15 protein-coding genes are annotated in these 16,024 nt (G+C 69.6%); 2 read left to right on the plus strand and 13 right to left on the minus strand.

Translation table 11 applies throughout. The annotated features are described in order from the left end of the window. Positions 1-12 precede the first annotated feature (12 nt). Positions 13-1,116: an XdhC family protein gene (locus I1A62_RS25865; protein WP_124389551.1), complete on the minus strand. Its 1,104-nt coding sequence runs from the start codon at positions 1,114-1,116 to the stop codon at positions 13-15. Positions 1,117-1,299: 183 nt separating this feature from the next. On the opposite strand from I1A62_RS25865, the gene I1A62_RS25870 reads away from it, so the two are divergent. After that, entirely contained in the window at positions 1,300-2,487 is a 1,188-nt protein-coding gene (locus tag I1A62_RS25870; RefSeq protein ID WP_219460948.1) for a CaiB/BaiF CoA-transferase family protein, read from the plus strand. Positions 2,488-2,509: 22 nt separating this feature from the next. Here the strand turns inward: I1A62_RS25870 and I1A62_RS25875 are convergent, their stop codons facing one another. Next, on the minus strand, positions 2,510-3,871 hold the full coding sequence (locus I1A62_RS25875; protein ID WP_219460950.1) for an amidase: 1,362 nt from the start codon (positions 3,869-3,871) through the stop codon (positions 2,510-2,512). Between the two features lie 142 nt (positions 3,872-4,013). Here I1A62_RS25875 and I1A62_RS25880 point away from each other — a divergent pair, with 142 nt between their 5' ends. After that, positions 4,014-5,186, plus strand: coding sequence for an MFS transporter (locus tag I1A62_RS25880; RefSeq protein WP_219461419.1), 1,173 nt, complete (start codon positions 4,014-4,016; stop codon positions 5,184-5,186). Between the two features lie 43 nt (positions 5,187-5,229). On the opposite strand, the gene I1A62_RS25885 is transcribed toward I1A62_RS25880, so the two are convergent. From I1A62_RS25885 to I1A62_RS25935, 11 genes are all read right to left on the minus strand, one after another. Continuing rightward, entirely contained in the window at positions 5,230-6,006 is a 777-nt protein-coding gene (locus I1A62_RS25885) for a hypothetical protein (RefSeq protein WP_219460953.1), read from the minus strand. Between the two features lie 101 nt (positions 6,007-6,107). Beyond that, positions 6,108-7,547, minus strand: coding sequence for a proline--tRNA ligase (proS, locus tag I1A62_RS25890; protein WP_219460956.1), 1,440 nt, complete (start codon positions 7,545-7,547; stop codon positions 6,108-6,110). Between the two features lie 45 nt (positions 7,548-7,592). Continuing rightward, a complete protein-coding gene (locus tag I1A62_RS25895; RefSeq protein WP_257890923.1) occupies positions 7,593-8,537 on the minus strand; it encodes an amidohydrolase family protein in 945 nt (314 codons plus the stop codon). Continuing rightward, positions 8,534-10,525 carry an acetoacetate--CoA ligase gene (locus I1A62_RS25900; RefSeq protein ID WP_219460957.1) on the minus strand — a complete coding sequence of 664 codons (1,992 nt, stop codon included), beginning with the start codon at positions 10,523-10,525 and terminating at the stop codon, positions 8,534-8,536. The genes I1A62_RS25895 and I1A62_RS25900 overlap by 4 nt, the downstream gene beginning before the upstream one ends. A 29-nt stretch (positions 10,526-10,554) precedes the next feature. Beyond that, positions 10,555-11,406, minus strand: coding sequence for a fumarylacetoacetate hydrolase family protein (locus tag I1A62_RS25905; protein WP_219460962.1), 852 nt, complete (start codon positions 11,404-11,406; stop codon positions 10,555-10,557). A gap of 38 nt (positions 11,407-11,444) precedes the next feature. Then, positions 11,445-12,200, minus strand: a complete 756-nt coding sequence (locus I1A62_RS25910; RefSeq protein WP_257890924.1) for an MFS transporter — start codon at positions 12,198-12,200, stop codon at positions 11,445-11,447. 6 nt (positions 12,201-12,206) lie between these two features. Continuing rightward, positions 12,207-12,806: a nuclear transport factor 2 family protein gene (locus I1A62_RS25915; protein ID WP_219460964.1), complete on the minus strand. Its 600-nt coding sequence runs from the start codon at positions 12,804-12,806 to the stop codon at positions 12,207-12,209. Continuing rightward, on the minus strand, positions 12,799-13,911 hold the full coding sequence (locus tag I1A62_RS25920) for an amidohydrolase family protein (RefSeq protein ID WP_219460967.1): 1,113 nt from the start codon (positions 13,909-13,911) through the stop codon (positions 12,799-12,801). Before I1A62_RS25920 ends, I1A62_RS25915 begins: the two co-directional genes overlap by 8 nt. Next, positions 13,908-14,399 (minus strand): flavin reductase family protein, encoded by a 492-nt coding sequence (locus I1A62_RS25925; RefSeq protein ID WP_219460970.1) that lies wholly within the window; start codon positions 14,397-14,399, stop codon positions 13,908-13,910. Before I1A62_RS25925 ends, I1A62_RS25920 begins: the two co-directional genes overlap by 4 nt. Before the next feature lie 35 nt (positions 14,400-14,434). Continuing rightward, the gene (locus tag I1A62_RS25930; RefSeq protein ID WP_219460973.1) at positions 14,435-15,385 is read right to left on the minus strand and encodes a VOC family protein; all 951 of its coding nucleotides are present in this window, start codon (positions 15,383-15,385) and stop codon (positions 14,435-14,437) included. Positions 15,386-15,418: 33 nt separating this feature from the next. Beyond that, positions 15,419-16,024 carry a 3,4-dihydroxy-2-butanone-4-phosphate synthase gene (locus tag I1A62_RS25935; RefSeq protein ID WP_219460976.1) on the minus strand — a complete coding sequence of 202 codons (606 nt, stop codon included), beginning with the start codon at positions 16,022-16,024 and terminating at the stop codon, positions 15,419-15,421.

The raw sequence follows: 16,024 nt of genomic DNA on the forward strand, positions 1-16,024 counted from the left end.
GTCAAACGTCGCTCACGCGGTGCACTCGAGCGGTCGGCCCGTGCCGGCGGGCGCGTCACGGTGGATCGGTCCGCTGAGCTGCTGGAGTTCGAGGCCCGACGCCTGCCGGGTCGTCTTCATCATCTCGGCGAGGATCGACACCGCCGTCTCCTCGGGGGTGCGGGCACCCAGGTCGAGGCCGATCGGTGAATGCAACCGCGCCAGCTCCGCCGCGGTCGTCCCCTGTTCGCGCAGCAGCGCGACGCGGCGCTCGTGCGTGGCCCGGCTGCCCATCGCGCCGACGTACGCCGCGTCCGATCGCAGGGCCAGTTCCAGCAGCGGAATATCGAACTTCTCGTCGTGGGTGAGCACGGCCAGCACGGTCCGGCGGTCGACCGGCGCGGTCTCGAGGAACCGGTGCGGCCACATCACGACGACGTCGTCGGCGTCCGGGAACCGGGCGCGCGTCGCGAACACGGCGCGGGCGTCGATCACCGTGACGTGGTAGCCGGCGAACGCGCCCAGCGTGCACATGGCCGCGGCGAAGTCGATGGCGCCGAAGATGTACATCCGCGGTGGCGGCGCGAAGATCTCGACCATGCACACCGTCTCCGACTGCAGCTGATACACCAGCGACTCACCGGCGTCGAGCCGCCGGCGAACGCTGTCGACGTCTGCGGCGTTCAGGTCGAGGTCGCCCACCGGCCCGTCGCCGGTGATCACGCAGCGCCGGGTTCGTGATCCGTCGCCGGTCTCCGTCACGACGGCGATCGATTCGCCGCCGCGGATGCGCCGCGCCGCGTCCGCGAAACCCGGGAAGTCGTGCCGCCCGATGCGCTGGACGAACACCTCGATGGTGCCGCCGCACGTCAGTCCGACCCCGATCGCGTCGTCGTCGGCCACACAGAACACCTCGGTGCGGCTCCGCCCGTCGGCCAGCACGTCCCGCGCCGTCTCGTACAGCGTGCTCTCGACGCACCCACCGGACACACTTCCGAGGACCTCACCGGATTCCGACACGGCCATCGCCGCGCCCGGCGCCCGCGGGGACGACTTCCAGGTGCGCACCACCGTCGCGAGCGCGAACGTCTCGCCGCGGTCGAACCACGATTCCAGGCCCGTCAGGATGTCGCGCATCGTCTCGTCCTCCTCGGGTGCTTCTTCGGGTAGCTCACGCTAACCGGCGGTGACCTGCCGTCGCGGCACACAATGCGCCGAAATCCCCAGCGGCCGCTTGTGCATTCTCGCCATCGCTATCGACCGGCGAGTCCGCAATTCTCGGACGGTCCCCCTTCCTTCACAGAGAACCGAGGATCCACCATGAACCAGTTGCTCAGCGGGATCCGGGTCCTCGACCTCACGCGGGCCCTCGCCGGACCGCTGTGCACGGCACTGCTGTCGGACTTCGGCGCCGACATCATCAAGGTCGAGACCCGTTCCGGTGGCGACAGTTCCCGGCAGTGGCCGCCGTTCGACGGCAGCGACAGCCTGTACTTCACCTCCGTCAACCGCGGCAAACGTTCGGTCGCTCTCGACATGCGTAATGAACAGGGCCGGAAACTGCTGCGCCGCATCGCCGTCGGCGTGGACGTCATCGTGGAGAACTTCCGTCCCGGCGTCCTCGCGGAGATGGGACTCGACCAGGAGTCGCTCGCCGAGGACAACCCCGGCGTGATCGTCATGAGTGTCAGCGGTTTCGGGCCGACCGGTCCCGAGCAGTTCTCACCGGGCCTCGATCAGGTCGCGCAGGGCATGTCGGGGCTGATGTCGGTGACCGGCGCCGGCGACCACACGCCGATGCGCGTCGGGATCCCGATCATCGACACGGTGTCCGGTATCTATGCGGCGCTGGGCATCACGGCGGCGCTCGTGGCCCGGGGTCGGGACGGTGCGGGTCATCACGTGCAGACGTCGCTGCTCGAATCGGCGCTGTCGATCATGTCGTTCCAGGCGCAGGACTACCTGAGCACCGGAAGGGTCGCGGAGCCGAACGGGAACACGCACCCGACGATCACGCCGTACGGCACGTTCGACACCGCCGATTTCCCGATCATCATCGCGACCGGCTCGGACAAGCACTGGGACTCGCTGTGCCAGGTTCTCGGGGATCCCGCCCTCGCCGAACGGCCCGAATACCGCACCGGCCAGTCACGACTCGCGCACCGGGACCAGCTCACCAAGGAACTGCTCGAACTGCTGTCCGTGCGGCCGGCCGCCGAATGGGTGACGCTGAGTCGCGCGGCGGGCATCCCGTGCGGTCCCGTCCACACGATCGATCAGGCGTTCGCCGACCCGCAGGTGCAGGCGCTGAAGATGGTGCAGCCCGTGGCCACCCCGGACGGCGGTGAGGTGCCGCTGGTCCGGAGCCCGTTCTGGGTCGACGAGGAAACCCTGCCGATCCGGAATGCGCCGCCGATGGTGCTGGGGCAGGACACGGCGGAGGTGCTGGGCGAATTCGGGCTGAGCGAAGCAGACATCGAGGGCCTCCGGCGGGACCGGGTGATCTGAGGTCACGCGGGTCGTGGCCGCCTCACAACCGGGCGGCCACGGCCAGCGCGACGTGCTCGCACCACGGCCGCGCGACGACCTGCACGCCGATCGGCAACCCCGACTTCGTGATTCCCACCGGAACGACGACGGACGGCAGACCCGTCACACTGATCGCGCGGCAACTCGCCAGGGCCTGAGCCCACGTGAGCGACTGCCCACCGACGTCGAACAGTTCTTCGCCGAGCGGCGGCGCCGGAATCGAGGCGACGGGAAGGACGAGGACGTCCCCCATCTCGCCGAGCAACCGGTGCACCAGTTCCGATCGCCGCGCCCACAGCCGCTCGACCGACCGGCGGTCCACGTCCCGCCCGTCGGCGAGCATCGCGGTGATGTTCGCCCCGAAGCCGGTGCCGAGTTCTTCGATGTCGGTGTGAGTTTCGACGGACCGCAACGTCCCGAACAGGTCGTTCCCCTCCGCCAGCGCCGCACCCCGATACGGGCGGGCACCGAGTTGCCGGGCGACACCGGCGACGGCCGCGACGATCTCCTCGTCCACCGGGACGGTCCCCTCACCGGGTGCCCACGTGACGTCGAGACGTGGGAGGTCCACCGTGCCCGGGTCGGTCCACCGGTATTGCCGGGACGAGAGCACCCGCAGCACGAGGGCCGCGTCGTCCAGCGTCCGCGCCATCGGACCGATCGTCTGCAGCGTGCCGTGCATGGTCGCCGGATTGGTCAGCAGGTGATCGCCCGACGGGACACCGGGATACTGGCCGTCGGGGTCGACCCGGCCGACGGTCGGGCGGACCGACCGCAGTCCCGTGCAGTGCGCGGGCCAGCGCACCGACCCGCCGAAGTCGGTACCGAGACCGACCACGCTCATCCCGGACGCGATCGCCGCCGCCTCGCCGCCGCTCGAACCGCCGGGCGAGCGGGGTACGCCGTCGGGCCGGAGCGGGTTCACGGTGTACCCGAACAGGTCGTTGTGCGTGAGACCGCTGGCCCCGAACTCCGGGGTGTTCGTCTTGCCGACGAGGATCGCGCCGGCCGCCCTCATCGCGGCCACCGCGGGGGCGTCGACAGAAGGCACGTTGTGCTCGAGCGCGCGTGATCCCGCCGTCGTCCGGACACCCGCGGTCGCGATCAGGTCCTTCACCGTGAACGGGACCCCGGCCAGCGGACCGACGTCCTCACCTCGGCCGATCCTGGTATCGAGGTCGTCGGCGGCCCGGATCGCCTGGTCCTCGGCGACTGTGACGACGGCGTTCAACTGCGGGTTGCGGGCCTTGATGTGCGCCAGGTGATCGTCGAGCACCTGGCTCGCGGATACCTCCCGGCTCGCCACGGCGCGGGCAATCGTCCGCGCGTCCGAGCCGACCCAGCTGCCGTCGTTACCCCACACATGTCCTCCTCGGCTCGTGCTCAGGGGTCGACGCTAGACATCCCCGGACCCGCCGCACACGGCCACTGTTCACAGGAATACGGCGCCCGACCTGTGAAGAGTTGATACTTCGCCGCGCTACCGGCTCTGGGAGGATCGGATGATGCTCTCGCCCTGGGTCCGCCTTGCCGTCGCGCTGTTCGCGGTCAGCTGGGGAGCCAACCAGTTCGCCCCGATGCAGCTGGTCTACCGCGATCATCTCGGTCTCGGGAGCGGTTCGTTCACCGCGATGCTCGCGTCGTATGTCGTCGGGCTGATCCCTGCGCTGCTGTACTTCGGGCGCGTGTCCGACCGGTTCGGCCGGCGAGCGGTGATCCGTCCGATGATCCCCGTCGGCATCGTCTCCTCCCTCGTCCTGATCGCGGGAGCCGCCGTCCCCGACCTGCTCTACCTGGGACGGGTGCTGGCCGGACTCGCGTCCGGCATGGCGTTCGGCGCCGGCACCGCCTGGATGAAGGAACTCAGCTCCACTTCGCCGGCCGGGGCGGGTGCGCGCCGCGCCGCCATGTCGCTGTCCGCGGGATTCGGCTGCGGCGCGCTGTTCGCCGGCGTGATCGCGCAGTGGCTCCCCGCGCCGGAACTGCTCCCGTATCTGGTGCACATCGTGTTGATGGCCGGCGCCCTGGCACTGGTGTGGTCGGTGCCCGATGCGCGGGTCCGCGCGACGGACCTCGTCGCCAAGCCCCTGTCGGCGCTCGCGACCTCCCGGTTCCGGTGGGGCATCGCGCCCTGGGCGCCGTGGGTGTTCGGGGTGGCAACCGTGTCGTTCGCGACACTTCCGCCGCTCGTGTCCGAGTCACTGCGCTCCACCTCGGTGGCGTTCACCGGTCTCGTCGCGGCACTGACCCTGATCACCGGGGCGGTGATCCAGCCGTGGGCCAAACGGTGGTCGCAGCGGGACGACGCCACCGGGATCCGGGTCGGCATCGTGCTCGGGGTGCTCGGTTTCGGCGCCGCGACCGTGGCCGCCTATACCGGCGGTGCGCTGCCGGTGGTCGCGATCGTCGTCGCGGCCTTCCTCCTCGGATCCTGCTACGGGATCCTGCTCGGTTCCGGTCTCGCATCCGTCGAGAAGCTGTCGCCGGAAGACGAACTCGCGCAGACGGTGGCGGCGTTCTACTGCCTGATCTACATCGGCTTCGCCGTCCCGTTCGTCATCTCACTCCTCGCCCCGCACATCGGCTACGCCGCCTGTTTCGCGGGGGCGGCGCTGCTGATGCTCGCGTCCGTGGCCGTGGGCCGGAAGGCGACGGATCCGCACCTCACCCCCAGGTGAGTGGCAAAGTGTGCCCGGGCACGCTTTGCCACTCACGTGCGGGTCAGCGGGAGCGGACGGGGAGCAGCGGCGGCCAGGGCCAGTGCTGCGCGAGGCGACCCCGGGCCCGCAGGAAGCCGAGGCCCAGCACCAGGCCGAAGATCAGGTGCCCGATCAGCGACAGGGTGATCGTCGTCGGCGTCAGCGGGAACATGTCGCGCTGACCGCGGTCCGACAGCGCGACCGTGCCGATCAGCCCGGCCCAGACCGGGAACACCGCGAACGTCACGAACGCGAGGAGAACGGTGCGACTGGACCGATGCTGGAGGCCGAGCGCGAGGGCGACGAGGAAGAACGCGATGCCGATTCCGCCGCCGTCGCCGAAGTAGCGCCACAGGTATCCGACGATCGCGCCAGTCCGGGTGTCCGTTCCCGAATGGAGCCAGGTGCCCATTTTCGGGATGAAGTCGCCCCACAGACCGAGCAGATACACGGTGTCGAGGCGGAAGACGTCATAGGCCAGACACGCGAACATTCCCCAGCCGAGGCCGTGGCCGACGATGCGGTCGATCGGGTGCGGAGCGAACACGCACAGCACGGCGAGGGAGGTTGCGAGCGGAATGATCACCAGCGCACCGGTGGTGTTCATCGGCACGACGCCGAACACCTGCGCGGAGATCGCCAGTAGCGGCAGGGACGCGAGCAGCATGTACAGGCCGATCCGCGCGAAGGTCCAGTGGTGACGGGCCGGTTTCGGGGCGGATTCGACGGCGGGCGAGACGAGGCCCGGCGGATCGTGTTCGTGCGTGTCGCGGACGGTGGTGCCGATGATGCGGGGCATGCGGGGGTTCCATTCGGTCGAGTGGTCGGTTTTCCGAGCCCCAGCGTCCTTCGAGTGCCCGCCATGCGAATAGTCCCCCGAGGGGTGCTGATCGGCACCCCTCAATAGGCGCGACCGAAGACCACCCGCTTCCCGTACGCCGACGCCGCCCCGCACCGCACGCACACCCCCGCCTCCGGTTCGCCGTCCCGGGGCACACACCGTGGGGTGGCAGCGGTGCGGGACTTGATGCCTTCCTCGCAGGTGGCGCTCCCGCAGTGCAGTGCGAGTGCCCACCCCGTCGACACCGCGTCGGCGAACTGCTCCCAGTCGTCGACTGTCCGAGTGTGGCTGTCGCGGAACGCAGTCGCACGAGCGAGCAGAAAATCCTGGAAGTCGTCCAGGACCCCCGGCAGGGTGTCGGGCAGGGAGTCGATCGGCACGGCCTGCTTACCGTCGTCGCCGAGACGCTTCACCATCATCGCGGTGCCCGCCTTCAGATCTCGCGGGCCGAGTTCGAGCCGGACCGGGACCCCGCGCAACTCCCACTCGTTGTATTTGTACCCAGGGGTCAGGTGGGGGCGGGCATCGACGTGGGTACGCACACCCGCAGTTCTGAGACGGCGTGCCAGGTCTTCGGCCGCGTCCTCGACGGCCGGGGTGCCGCCACGGGTGATCGGCACGATCACCACCTGGTACGGTGCCAGCCGCGGCGGCAGCACCAGACCCTTGTCGTCGCCGTGGGTCATGACGATGCCCCCGATCATCCGGGTGCTCATCCCCCAGGACGTCGTGTGACACAGCTTTTCTCGACCTCCCTCAGTGGTGTAGCGGATGTCGAACGCCGACGCGAAGTTGGTGCCCATGTAATGCGACGTGCCGGATTGGAGCGCCCGGCCGTCCCGCATCATGCCCTCGATCGTGTACGTCGCCACCGCGCCGGCGAACCGTTCACCGGGTGTCTTCTCACCCGGGACGACCGGAATCGCGGCCCACTCCCGCGCCACCTCGTGATACAGGTCGAGCGCGAGCATCGTCTCGCTGCGGGCGGCGGCCTCGTCGGCGTGCGCGGTATGACCCTCCTGCCACAGAAATTCTGTGGTGCGGAGAAACATTCGTGGCCGCAGCTCCCACCGCACGACGTTCGCCCACTGGTTCAACAACAGCGGCAGGTCGCGGTACGAGCTGATCCATTTGGCCATCATCTCGCCGATGATCGTCTCCGACGTCGGCCGCACCACCAAGGGTTCTTCGAGTTTCTTCCCCCCGGCGTGGGTGACGACCGCCAGTACCGGGGAAAAGCCTTCGACGTGTTCCGCTTCCCGGCCGAGGTAACTCTCCGGAATCAGCAACGGGAAGTATGCATTCTCGTGACCGGTGTCCTTGATGCGGCGGTCCAGTTCGGACTGCAGCAGCTCCCACAGCCGGTAGCCGTACGGCCGGATCACCATGGTGCCCTTGGCCGGACCGCGGTCCACGAGCCCGGCCTTGAACACCACCTCGTTGTACCAGGCAGCGAAGTCCTCACTCTGGTCGATCACACCGCGCTCATCCCGTGCCATGCCCACGCAGACTACTCGGCCGCCCGTGTGCGGGCACTTCATTTTTCAGGGGTGGGCGGCGAGCCGAGGGAACAACCGGTGGGCATTGTCGGTGGTCACCGCGCGCCAGCTGTCGACGGACGCGAGCTGCCGGGCCGTTTCGGATGCGGGGGTCCAGCAGTAGTCGCTGCCGTAGAGAACACGGTCGGATCCGAATGCGGCAGTCAGGGCGGGAATCTGGTGAGGGAGCGGGGTGCCGGCCAGGTCGAACCACAGCCGGCGCAGCTGATCCGGCACCGGCGGGACACTCGGGTCGTGTCCCGGGAGCAGCCCACGGAACAGTTCCATCCGGTCGGCGAGCAACGGCAGGGCGCCGCCGCCGTGGGTGAAGACCCATTCGATGTTCGGGTACCGCAGCAGGACGCCGGTGAACACCAGGTCGCTAACCGCTCGGGCGGAGTCGAAGACAAACTCGAGCATCGGCCGGGGCCGTCCCAGCGACACCGCCTCGTACCCAGGCGGCGAGGTGGGGTGCACGAAGACGACGGCCCGGCGACGGTCGAGTTCGGCCCAGACCGGGTCGAACCGGGTGTCGCCGAGATAGAGGCCGTGGGCGTTCGTTTCGACCGCGACCCCGTCGGAGCCCAGAACATCGAGCGCATAGCCGATTTCGGCAAGCACACCGTCGACGTCGGGCAGGGGCAGGCTCGCGAAATGACCGAACCGTCCGGGGTGCCGGCGCACGAGGTCCGCGGCATACTCGTTGACCTCGCGGGTGAGGCCCCGGGCGGCGCGGTCGTCACCGAAGTGCGTCCCGGGTGACGACACGGACAGCATCGCGGTGCCGATGCCGACCTCGTCCATCAGGGCGAGGTGGTCGGCGACGCTCCAACTCGGCCAGCCCGGCATGCCGTCGGGCTGGTGGTGTCCGGCGGCGCGGGCCGCGGTGACGTAGCGGTCGGTGACGAAATGCGCGTGCACGTCGACCAGTGCCGGCGCGCCGGAAGTCACGACTGCACCTTTCGGGGAACGAACCGGGTGAAGTACTGCAGGGATGCGGAGTCGTCGACGGTGTCGCTGCCGACGACCTTCTCTATCGGTGCGCCCTGCAGCAGCCGTTTGATCGGCACCTCGAGTTTCTTGCCGGTGCGGGTGTGCGGGATGGCGGGGACGGCGATGATCTCGTCGGGGACGTGGCGCGGAGAGGCCTGGGTCCGGACGGCGGTGACGATGCGCTCGCGAAGGTCCTCGTCGAGGTCGGTCTCGTCGGCGAGGACCACGAACAGCGGCATCCAGTAGCCGCCGTCGGCGAGTTCGGCACCGATCACCAGCGCCTCCCGGATCTCCGGGAGATCCTCGACGACGTCGTAGATGTCTGCGCTGCCCAGGCGCACTCCCTGCCGGTTGAGGGTGGAATCGGACCGGCCGGAGATGACGACGCTGCCGCGTGCGGTGACGGTGACCCAGTCCCCGTGTCGCCAGACGCCGGGGTACGTGCCGAAGTACGCGTCGCGATAGCGCGTGCCGTCGGGGTCGTTCCAGAAGTAGATCGGCATCGACGGCATCGGTGTGGTGACGACGAGTTCCCCGACCTCGTCGACGACCGGAGTGCCGTCGGCATCCCACGCGGCGAGCGCCACCCCCAGCAGCGGTGCGGAGATCTCGCCCGGCCACACCGCGGTCGTGGGGGCGCTGCCCGCGAAGCCACTGACGACATCGGTGCCACCGCTGGTCGAGGCGACCTGCACGCGGTCCCCGACGTGATCGCGGACCCACTGATAGGACTGCGGCGGCAGGGGTGCACCCGTGGATCCGATGAGTCGCAGCGCGCGCAGGTCGAGGTCGCGGCCGGGTTCGAGACCGGCCTTCGCGCAACCGAGCAGGTAGCCCGGACTCAGCCCGAGGACGCTGACGCGGTGCTCGGCGGCGATGTCCCACAGCCGCTGCGGATCCGGGTGGGCGGGACTGCCGTCGTAGAGGACGATGGTGGCGCCGACCAGAAGACCCGAGACGACCATGTTCCACATCATCCAGTTGGGGGTGGTGTACCAGAAGAGCCGCTCCCCGGCCCGAAGGTCGTTGTGCAATCCCAGCAGTTTGTGGTGGTCGAGGATCACGCCGCCGTGTCCGTGCACGATCCCCTTCGGCAGTCCGGTCGTACCCGAGGAGAACAGCACCCACAGGGGCGCATCGAAATCGACGCGCACGAAGTCTCGTTCGGCGTCGACGGCAGTCACCTCGTCCCAGGGCACGTGCTGCGCGTCGTCGACGTCGAGAGGCAGTCCGAGTACGGTGACGTGCACCGTGCTGCGGAGGGTGGGCAGTTGCCGGACAAGGTCGGCGACGTCACCGCGGCGGTCGTGAACGCGACCGTTCCACCGGTATCCGTCGGCGGCGACGAGGATGACCGGGTCGAGTTGGGCGAACCGGGACGCGGCACCCGACGCCCCGTAGTCCTGGCCGCAGGCGGACCACACCGCTCCGATCCCGGCGGTCGCCAGGAACGCGACGACGGCGTGGAACGTGTTGGGCAGATACCCGACGACACGGTCGCCCACCCCGACACCCTGCTCGCGCAGCCACGCCGCGACGGCGGCGACCTGCCGGCGCAGTTGCGTCCAGCTGACCTCGGTGGTGACGCCGTCCTCGGCGATGGAGATGATCGCGGCCTCGGGTGAGTCACCATGGCGCAGGGCGTGTTCGGTGTAGTTCAGCCGGGTCCCGGGGAACCACCGGGCACCGGGCATGGCGGCATCCGTAAGCACCTCTCCCGCGTCGCCGTCGGCGGTGATGTCGAAGAAGTCCCACACCGCCGACCAGAAGGCGGGCGGTTCCTCGACGGAGAAGTTCCAGAGGTCGTGGTAGTCCAGGTAGGCCGCACCGGTGCGGGCGGCGGCGAAGTCGGCGAACTCGGTGATCCGTGCCCGCGCCGCCCGCTCGGGGTCCGGTGTCCAGATCGGTTCCGGCGCAGTGCCGGTGGTGGGCGAAAGGGTGTTCATCCCAGTCCTTGCGATGCTCGTGGGTGAGGTCAGGGCGCGGTCATGGTGTTGCGGAGGGTCCCGACGCCTTCGATCCAACTGGTGAGGACGTCGCCGGGCCGCAGGAACTTCGGTGGCTTGCGTGCTCCGCCGACACCCGAGGGGGTGCCGGTGAAGATCAGGTCGCCGGGCAGCAGCGGGCACACCGCCGACAAGTGTGCGACCAGTTGGGGGACGCTGAAGATCAGGTCCGAGGTGCGGCCCTTCTGGAGGACCTCGCCGCCGTCGAGTGCGCAGCCGATCTCGAGATCGTCCGGGTCGGGCAGTTCGTCGACGGTCACCAATTCGGGTCCGGTGGGCGCGAAACCGCGGTACGACTTGCCGAGGGAGAACTGCGGTGCCGGTCCGGCCAGTTGCAGCCCCCGTTCGGACAGGTCCTGGCCGACGGTCATGCCGGCGATGTGGTCCCACGCGTCGGCGGCGTCGACGTAGTCGCATCGGGTGCCGATGACCGCGACGAGTTCGACCTCCCAGTCGACGGTGTCGGCGGGCAGGGCGACGGGCTGGTCGTGTCCGGTGAGGCTGGTGGGGAATTTGGTGAACACCGGGGGAACGACAGGACTTTCGAGCCCCGACTCGGCGGCGTGATCGTGGTAGTTGAGGCCGATGGCGAACACCTGCCGCGGCCGGGGCACCGGCGGACCCCACAGCGTCTGTTCGGTCACCCCGATCACCGGGTGGCCGCTGGTGTCCAGGCGTGCCGCCCAGTTCGTGAACTCAGCCCAGACGTCGTAGACGGCCTGCGGGTCTGCTCCGAACGCGCCGCCACTGGCCTGTTCGACGTCGATATAGCCGGTCCCGGCCGCGAGGGCGAGCCGTCCGTCGATGTTGGCGATCCTCATGTCTGTACTCCTTGCGTAGTTTTCGGGAAGGGGGGTTCTCAGACCGGTACGGTCGTGTTAATCGGCGCGGGCTCGTGGTGTCGGCTGGTGAGAACGGCGAGACTGAGCAGCGACGCGAACGCGGCGATGCCCGCGAACACCGAGAAGTTCACCAGTGCAGGGAGTCCCGCGAGAACTCCGCCGAGAATCGGCCCGCACACGCCGCCGATCGCGAAGCCTGCGATGGTGACGCGGCGCCCGCCTATCTGGTCCGCGGCCCGGGAACCGGACGCGCTGCCAGCCATCGCCCCGATGCTGAAGACGATCACGAACACCAGCGACGAGCCGAGGGAGTACCCGGACGACTTCATGATCTGCGGTAACCAGGTGAGCAGTCCGTAGGACAGGACCTGGCAGCAACCGGTGACCACGACGAAACCGGCGAGGGCCCGTGCGCCACCGTCACCGAGCAGCGTGCGCAGCGAGACGCCCACGTTCCGCCGGGACGCGGTGGTCGCGACGGCGCCGTCCGGCGCCCACGTCCGCAGCTTCGCCGCGCCGATCGGCACGACGGCCAGCAGCGGGATCACCCCACCGACGAGGAACACCGCCCGCCAGCCGCCGCCCTCGAGGAAGGCCAGCGCGCTGAGCGCCGCCACGATGCCGCCGACCGGAAGTCCGGTCAGCATCACCCCGTTGAGGAAGTTCCGCTTGTCGTGCGGTGCGACGCTCATCGTCAGTGCGATGGCCGCCGGGCCCAGGCCTCCGAGGCCGACTCCCGCGACGAAGCGTGCGATGCGTGGAGTGGTGGTCATGGGGTCCTATCCCTGGGGTTCGTGAAGCCAAGTGTGGTGGGCCGCAAGGTACTGGTCGACGAGCGCGGGGCGGTCCGGGCCCGGCAGATCGGGGCCGATGGTGTATCCGGCGGCGTCGAGGATCGCGGCGAGGTATTTGTACGGGCGGTCGACGGGGAACTCGACGCCCGCCAACGCGGTCACGTCTGCGGCCGGGTCCACCGGGGAGACGACGTCCTTGTAGTAGAGCATCGTGAGATCGGTGATGCGCCAAGTCCCGTCGGTCTTGATCAGCCGCTGGTAGAGCCGGCCGTGCGAGGCGATGTCCAGCTCGACGCCGGCGAGGGTTCCGCGCGCGTGCACCGTGGTTCCCTCGTGCGCGAGTGCCTGGTCGCCGACGATGTCGACGCTGGGCGCACCGACCATGTGGAAGCCGCGGCTGCCCCGGTCGTGCATGGTTTTCGAGGCGTCGACGAATTCGGCGCCGGTTCCGGTGAACCAGCTGAGGCTGACGTGGGAGTCGGGGGCGAATGCCGAACGCATCCGGTCCCATTGCGCGGTGTCGCGCCCGGCTCGCTCGCGGAGGACGACGTCGATCACCGCGGCAGTGTCCGAGGGGTCAGGCACGGGTACTCCCATCGGTTGCGGCACTATGGGCCGGGGTTTGTTCGACACCGCCGCACCAGATTCGTTCGATGTTGCGGGTGGCACGGATGTCGGCGAGGGGGTCGCCGTCGACGAGGATCAGGTCGGCACGCAGACCGGGTTCGACGGCCCCGCGGTCGTCGAGACCGAAGTGGCGGGCGGGCAGGACCGTCGCCGCACGCAACGCGTCCACCGTCGACAGGCCTGCGGCGACGAGCAGTTCGAGTTCGTGGTGCAGGCTTTCGCCGTGCGTGACGAGTTGGGGCAGGCCGGGTTGCAGCGCGGCGTCCGTGCCGGCCAGCACGGGCACACCGGCCCGGTGGAGAGCGGCCACGCTGGTGGACGCGGCGGTGAACGCGTCGGGATTCCCGCGCAGCGTCGCGAGGGCCTGCATCATCGACAGGGTCGGCACTGCGACGCGGCGCCCACTCACCATCCGGGCCACGACGTCGTCGCCGAGCGGTTCCCCGTTCGGGATGTGGGTGAGGACGTCGGCACCCACGTCGAGCGCCAATTCGTAGGCTCCCGTCGAGGATGCATGTGCGACAACCAGTTTACCGAGACGGTGCGCGGCCTCCACGACGGCGCGCGCGACCTCCGGGTCGGGGCCACCGTCGCCGGGGGCTTCGAGGACGATCTTGACGTAGTCGGCTCCCTCCGCCACTCGTGCCGCGACGAACCGGTCGGCGGCGTCCCCGTCGGGCACGAGGGCCTCGGCGGGCATCCCGAAGTGGGAGTGCGGACCGGCCGGACCTATCACCGGGATACCCGGACTGCGGATGTCGGTGAGCCCGTCGACGCCGCGCAGTGAGGACACCAGCGACGCCGGCCAGGTGGCCATGTCCAGTCCGGTGGTCACTCCCCACGAGCACAGCTGTTCGAGGGTGTCGAGTCCGTGCAGGTGGATGTGGGCATCGATCAGCCCGGGCAACAGCACCGCCCCGTCGGCGTCGACGATCCGGGCGCCGGCCGGGTCGGTGCCGATCACCGCGCCGTCGACGACGACGGTGCGTGGCTCGGACAGCCTGTGCCCGTCGAAGACCCGGACACCGGTCAGGGCCGTCCGGCACGTGGCTCGCGCGGTCATGACGCGGCCCCCGCGAGCGCCGGCAGTGCCGCGTGGGTGCCGAAGGTCCGCCTGCTGTACACCAGCGGCGTGGCGTCGGTGGCCGAGCAGTCGCGGACCGTTCCGAGGAGCAGGGTGTGGTCGCCGCCCGGGATTTCCGCGGTCACGTCGCACCGCAGCCACGCGCTGCTGCCGGTGAGATGCGGCAGCCCGTCGGCGAATTCCCATGCCACACCGGCGAACCGGTCGTCGTGTCGGCTCGCGAAGCGGGTGGCGGCCTCGTGCTGTCCGGCGGCGAGGACGTTGACGCCGAACGTACCGGTCTCCCGCACGATGGCGAGCAGCGCCGATCCGTTGTCGAGGGCGACGGTGATCATCGCCGGCGACATGCTCAGGGAGGCGAGTGAGCTGACCGTGGTGCCGTGCGGGATGCCGTCGCGGTGGGCGGTGACGACGGCGACGGGCCCGGTGACCGTGGCCATGGAGTTCTTGAACTGGTGTGCGTCCATCGGACTGTTCCTCTCTTCCGTGGGCTGTACGGGAATCATCCGTGTACTCCGGTCATCAGTTCGGCGAGGTCTTCGGGCGCGAGGAACGACGGCGGGGGCGGCGGTCCCCAGTTGTACAGGGCACGTGCGCCTTCCCAGTCCCGCGGCGTCCACAGCTGGTCGTCGACGATGCAGTCGAGGTCGGAGTAGTACTCGCTGAAATTCCCGGCGGGGTCCTTCAGATACCAGAAGAAGTTGGAACCGATGTGGTGGCGGCCGAGGCCCCAGACGTGGCGCTGCGGGTCCTTGTCCAGCATGGTGGTGGCGCCGCGGCCGACCTCGTCGACGTCGTCGACCTGCCAGCTGGTGTGGTGGAGCATCGTCACCGGGGCCGCCTGCACCAGGACGTTGTGGTGGTCGGTCGAGCACCGCAGGAACGCGGCCATGCCGGGAACCCGGTCGCTGACCTTGAATCCGATGCCCTCGGTGAAGAACCGTTCGCTCGCCGGCTGATCGGTGGAGCCGATGACGACGTGCCCGAGTTTGCGGGGGCGGACCCGGCCGGTCCGCTCGATCGCGTCGGCGCGGGCGGCGTCGCGTCCGATGTTGCCGGGCAGGTTGTATGCGGGAAGAGCGAACGGGGTCTGGATGATTCGGGAGCCGATCGCCACCCGGACCCGGACGTCGGTGCCGGGGTCGACGACGGACAGTTCGGTCTCGGAACGGGTCGGGTGCAGGTCCAGTCGCTGCAGGTTGTGCGTGATGCGGTCCAGGTCGTCGGCGTTGTCGACCGCGACGTCGAGTCCGATCAGCCGGCGGCGGTCGGGCACGGGGACCAGTTCGAGTTGGTCGCCGCCGTCGAGGGTGGCGAAGGAGACCGCCTCGGTCCGGCCGGACTCGCCGGCGGCCGGGGCGGTGCGGGTCAGACCGAAATCGTCGTAGAACGCAGCGGTCTCGGCGACGTTCGGAACGCCGATCGTGACGCGGGTGAGGGTGTGTAGTGGCATGGGAGAAACACCTTTTCGGATCTGGGCGGCCGTTCAGTGAACGGAGAGCAGGGGCAGGTGGTGGGTGTCGGCGAACGCCAGGGACTCGGGGCGGCTGATCATCCGGGTGGGATCGGCCAGTCCGACCAACTCGGCGAGCAGGGCTCCGGGCCGCAGCCCGGCTCGCCGGGAGAGGTCCAGTGCGATCGCCGCGGCCGTGGCGGGACGGGCGCCGTCCGCGCGGTCCACGCAGACCGGGACGAGGTGGCCGGGTCTGGTGAAGTCACCGGGCTGGGCCGCCGCACCCACCAGCGCGCGGGCCGTGGTGGCGCGGTCTGCGGCGGAGATCCCGGTTCCGGTTCCGCGGACGGCGTCCACGCCGACACACATCCGATCGCCGCTGCCCTCGAACGGGTCCATCGGGGGAAGCAGCAACTGCTCGCACCGGTGGCGAGAGAGCGCGATCTGCAGGAATCCGGACGAGTGACGGATCGCGAAGGCCACCGATGCGGTGGACGCCCGTTCCGCGGCGACGACGAGGAATCCGCGTCCCGCCGCGGCATCGGAGAGGGCGATCGGGAGTCCCTGCGCGAGTTGCCGGAGAGCGTCGCCCTCGGAGGCGCCGATCCGGGGTGAGGCGGGCTCGAGTGTCAGTGTCAT

This window comes from Rhodococcus sp. USK10, assembly GCF_019378875.1.
Lineage (GTDB): Bacteria > Actinomycetota > Actinomycetes > Mycobacteriales > Mycobacteriaceae > Rhodococcus_F > Rhodococcus_F pseudokoreensis.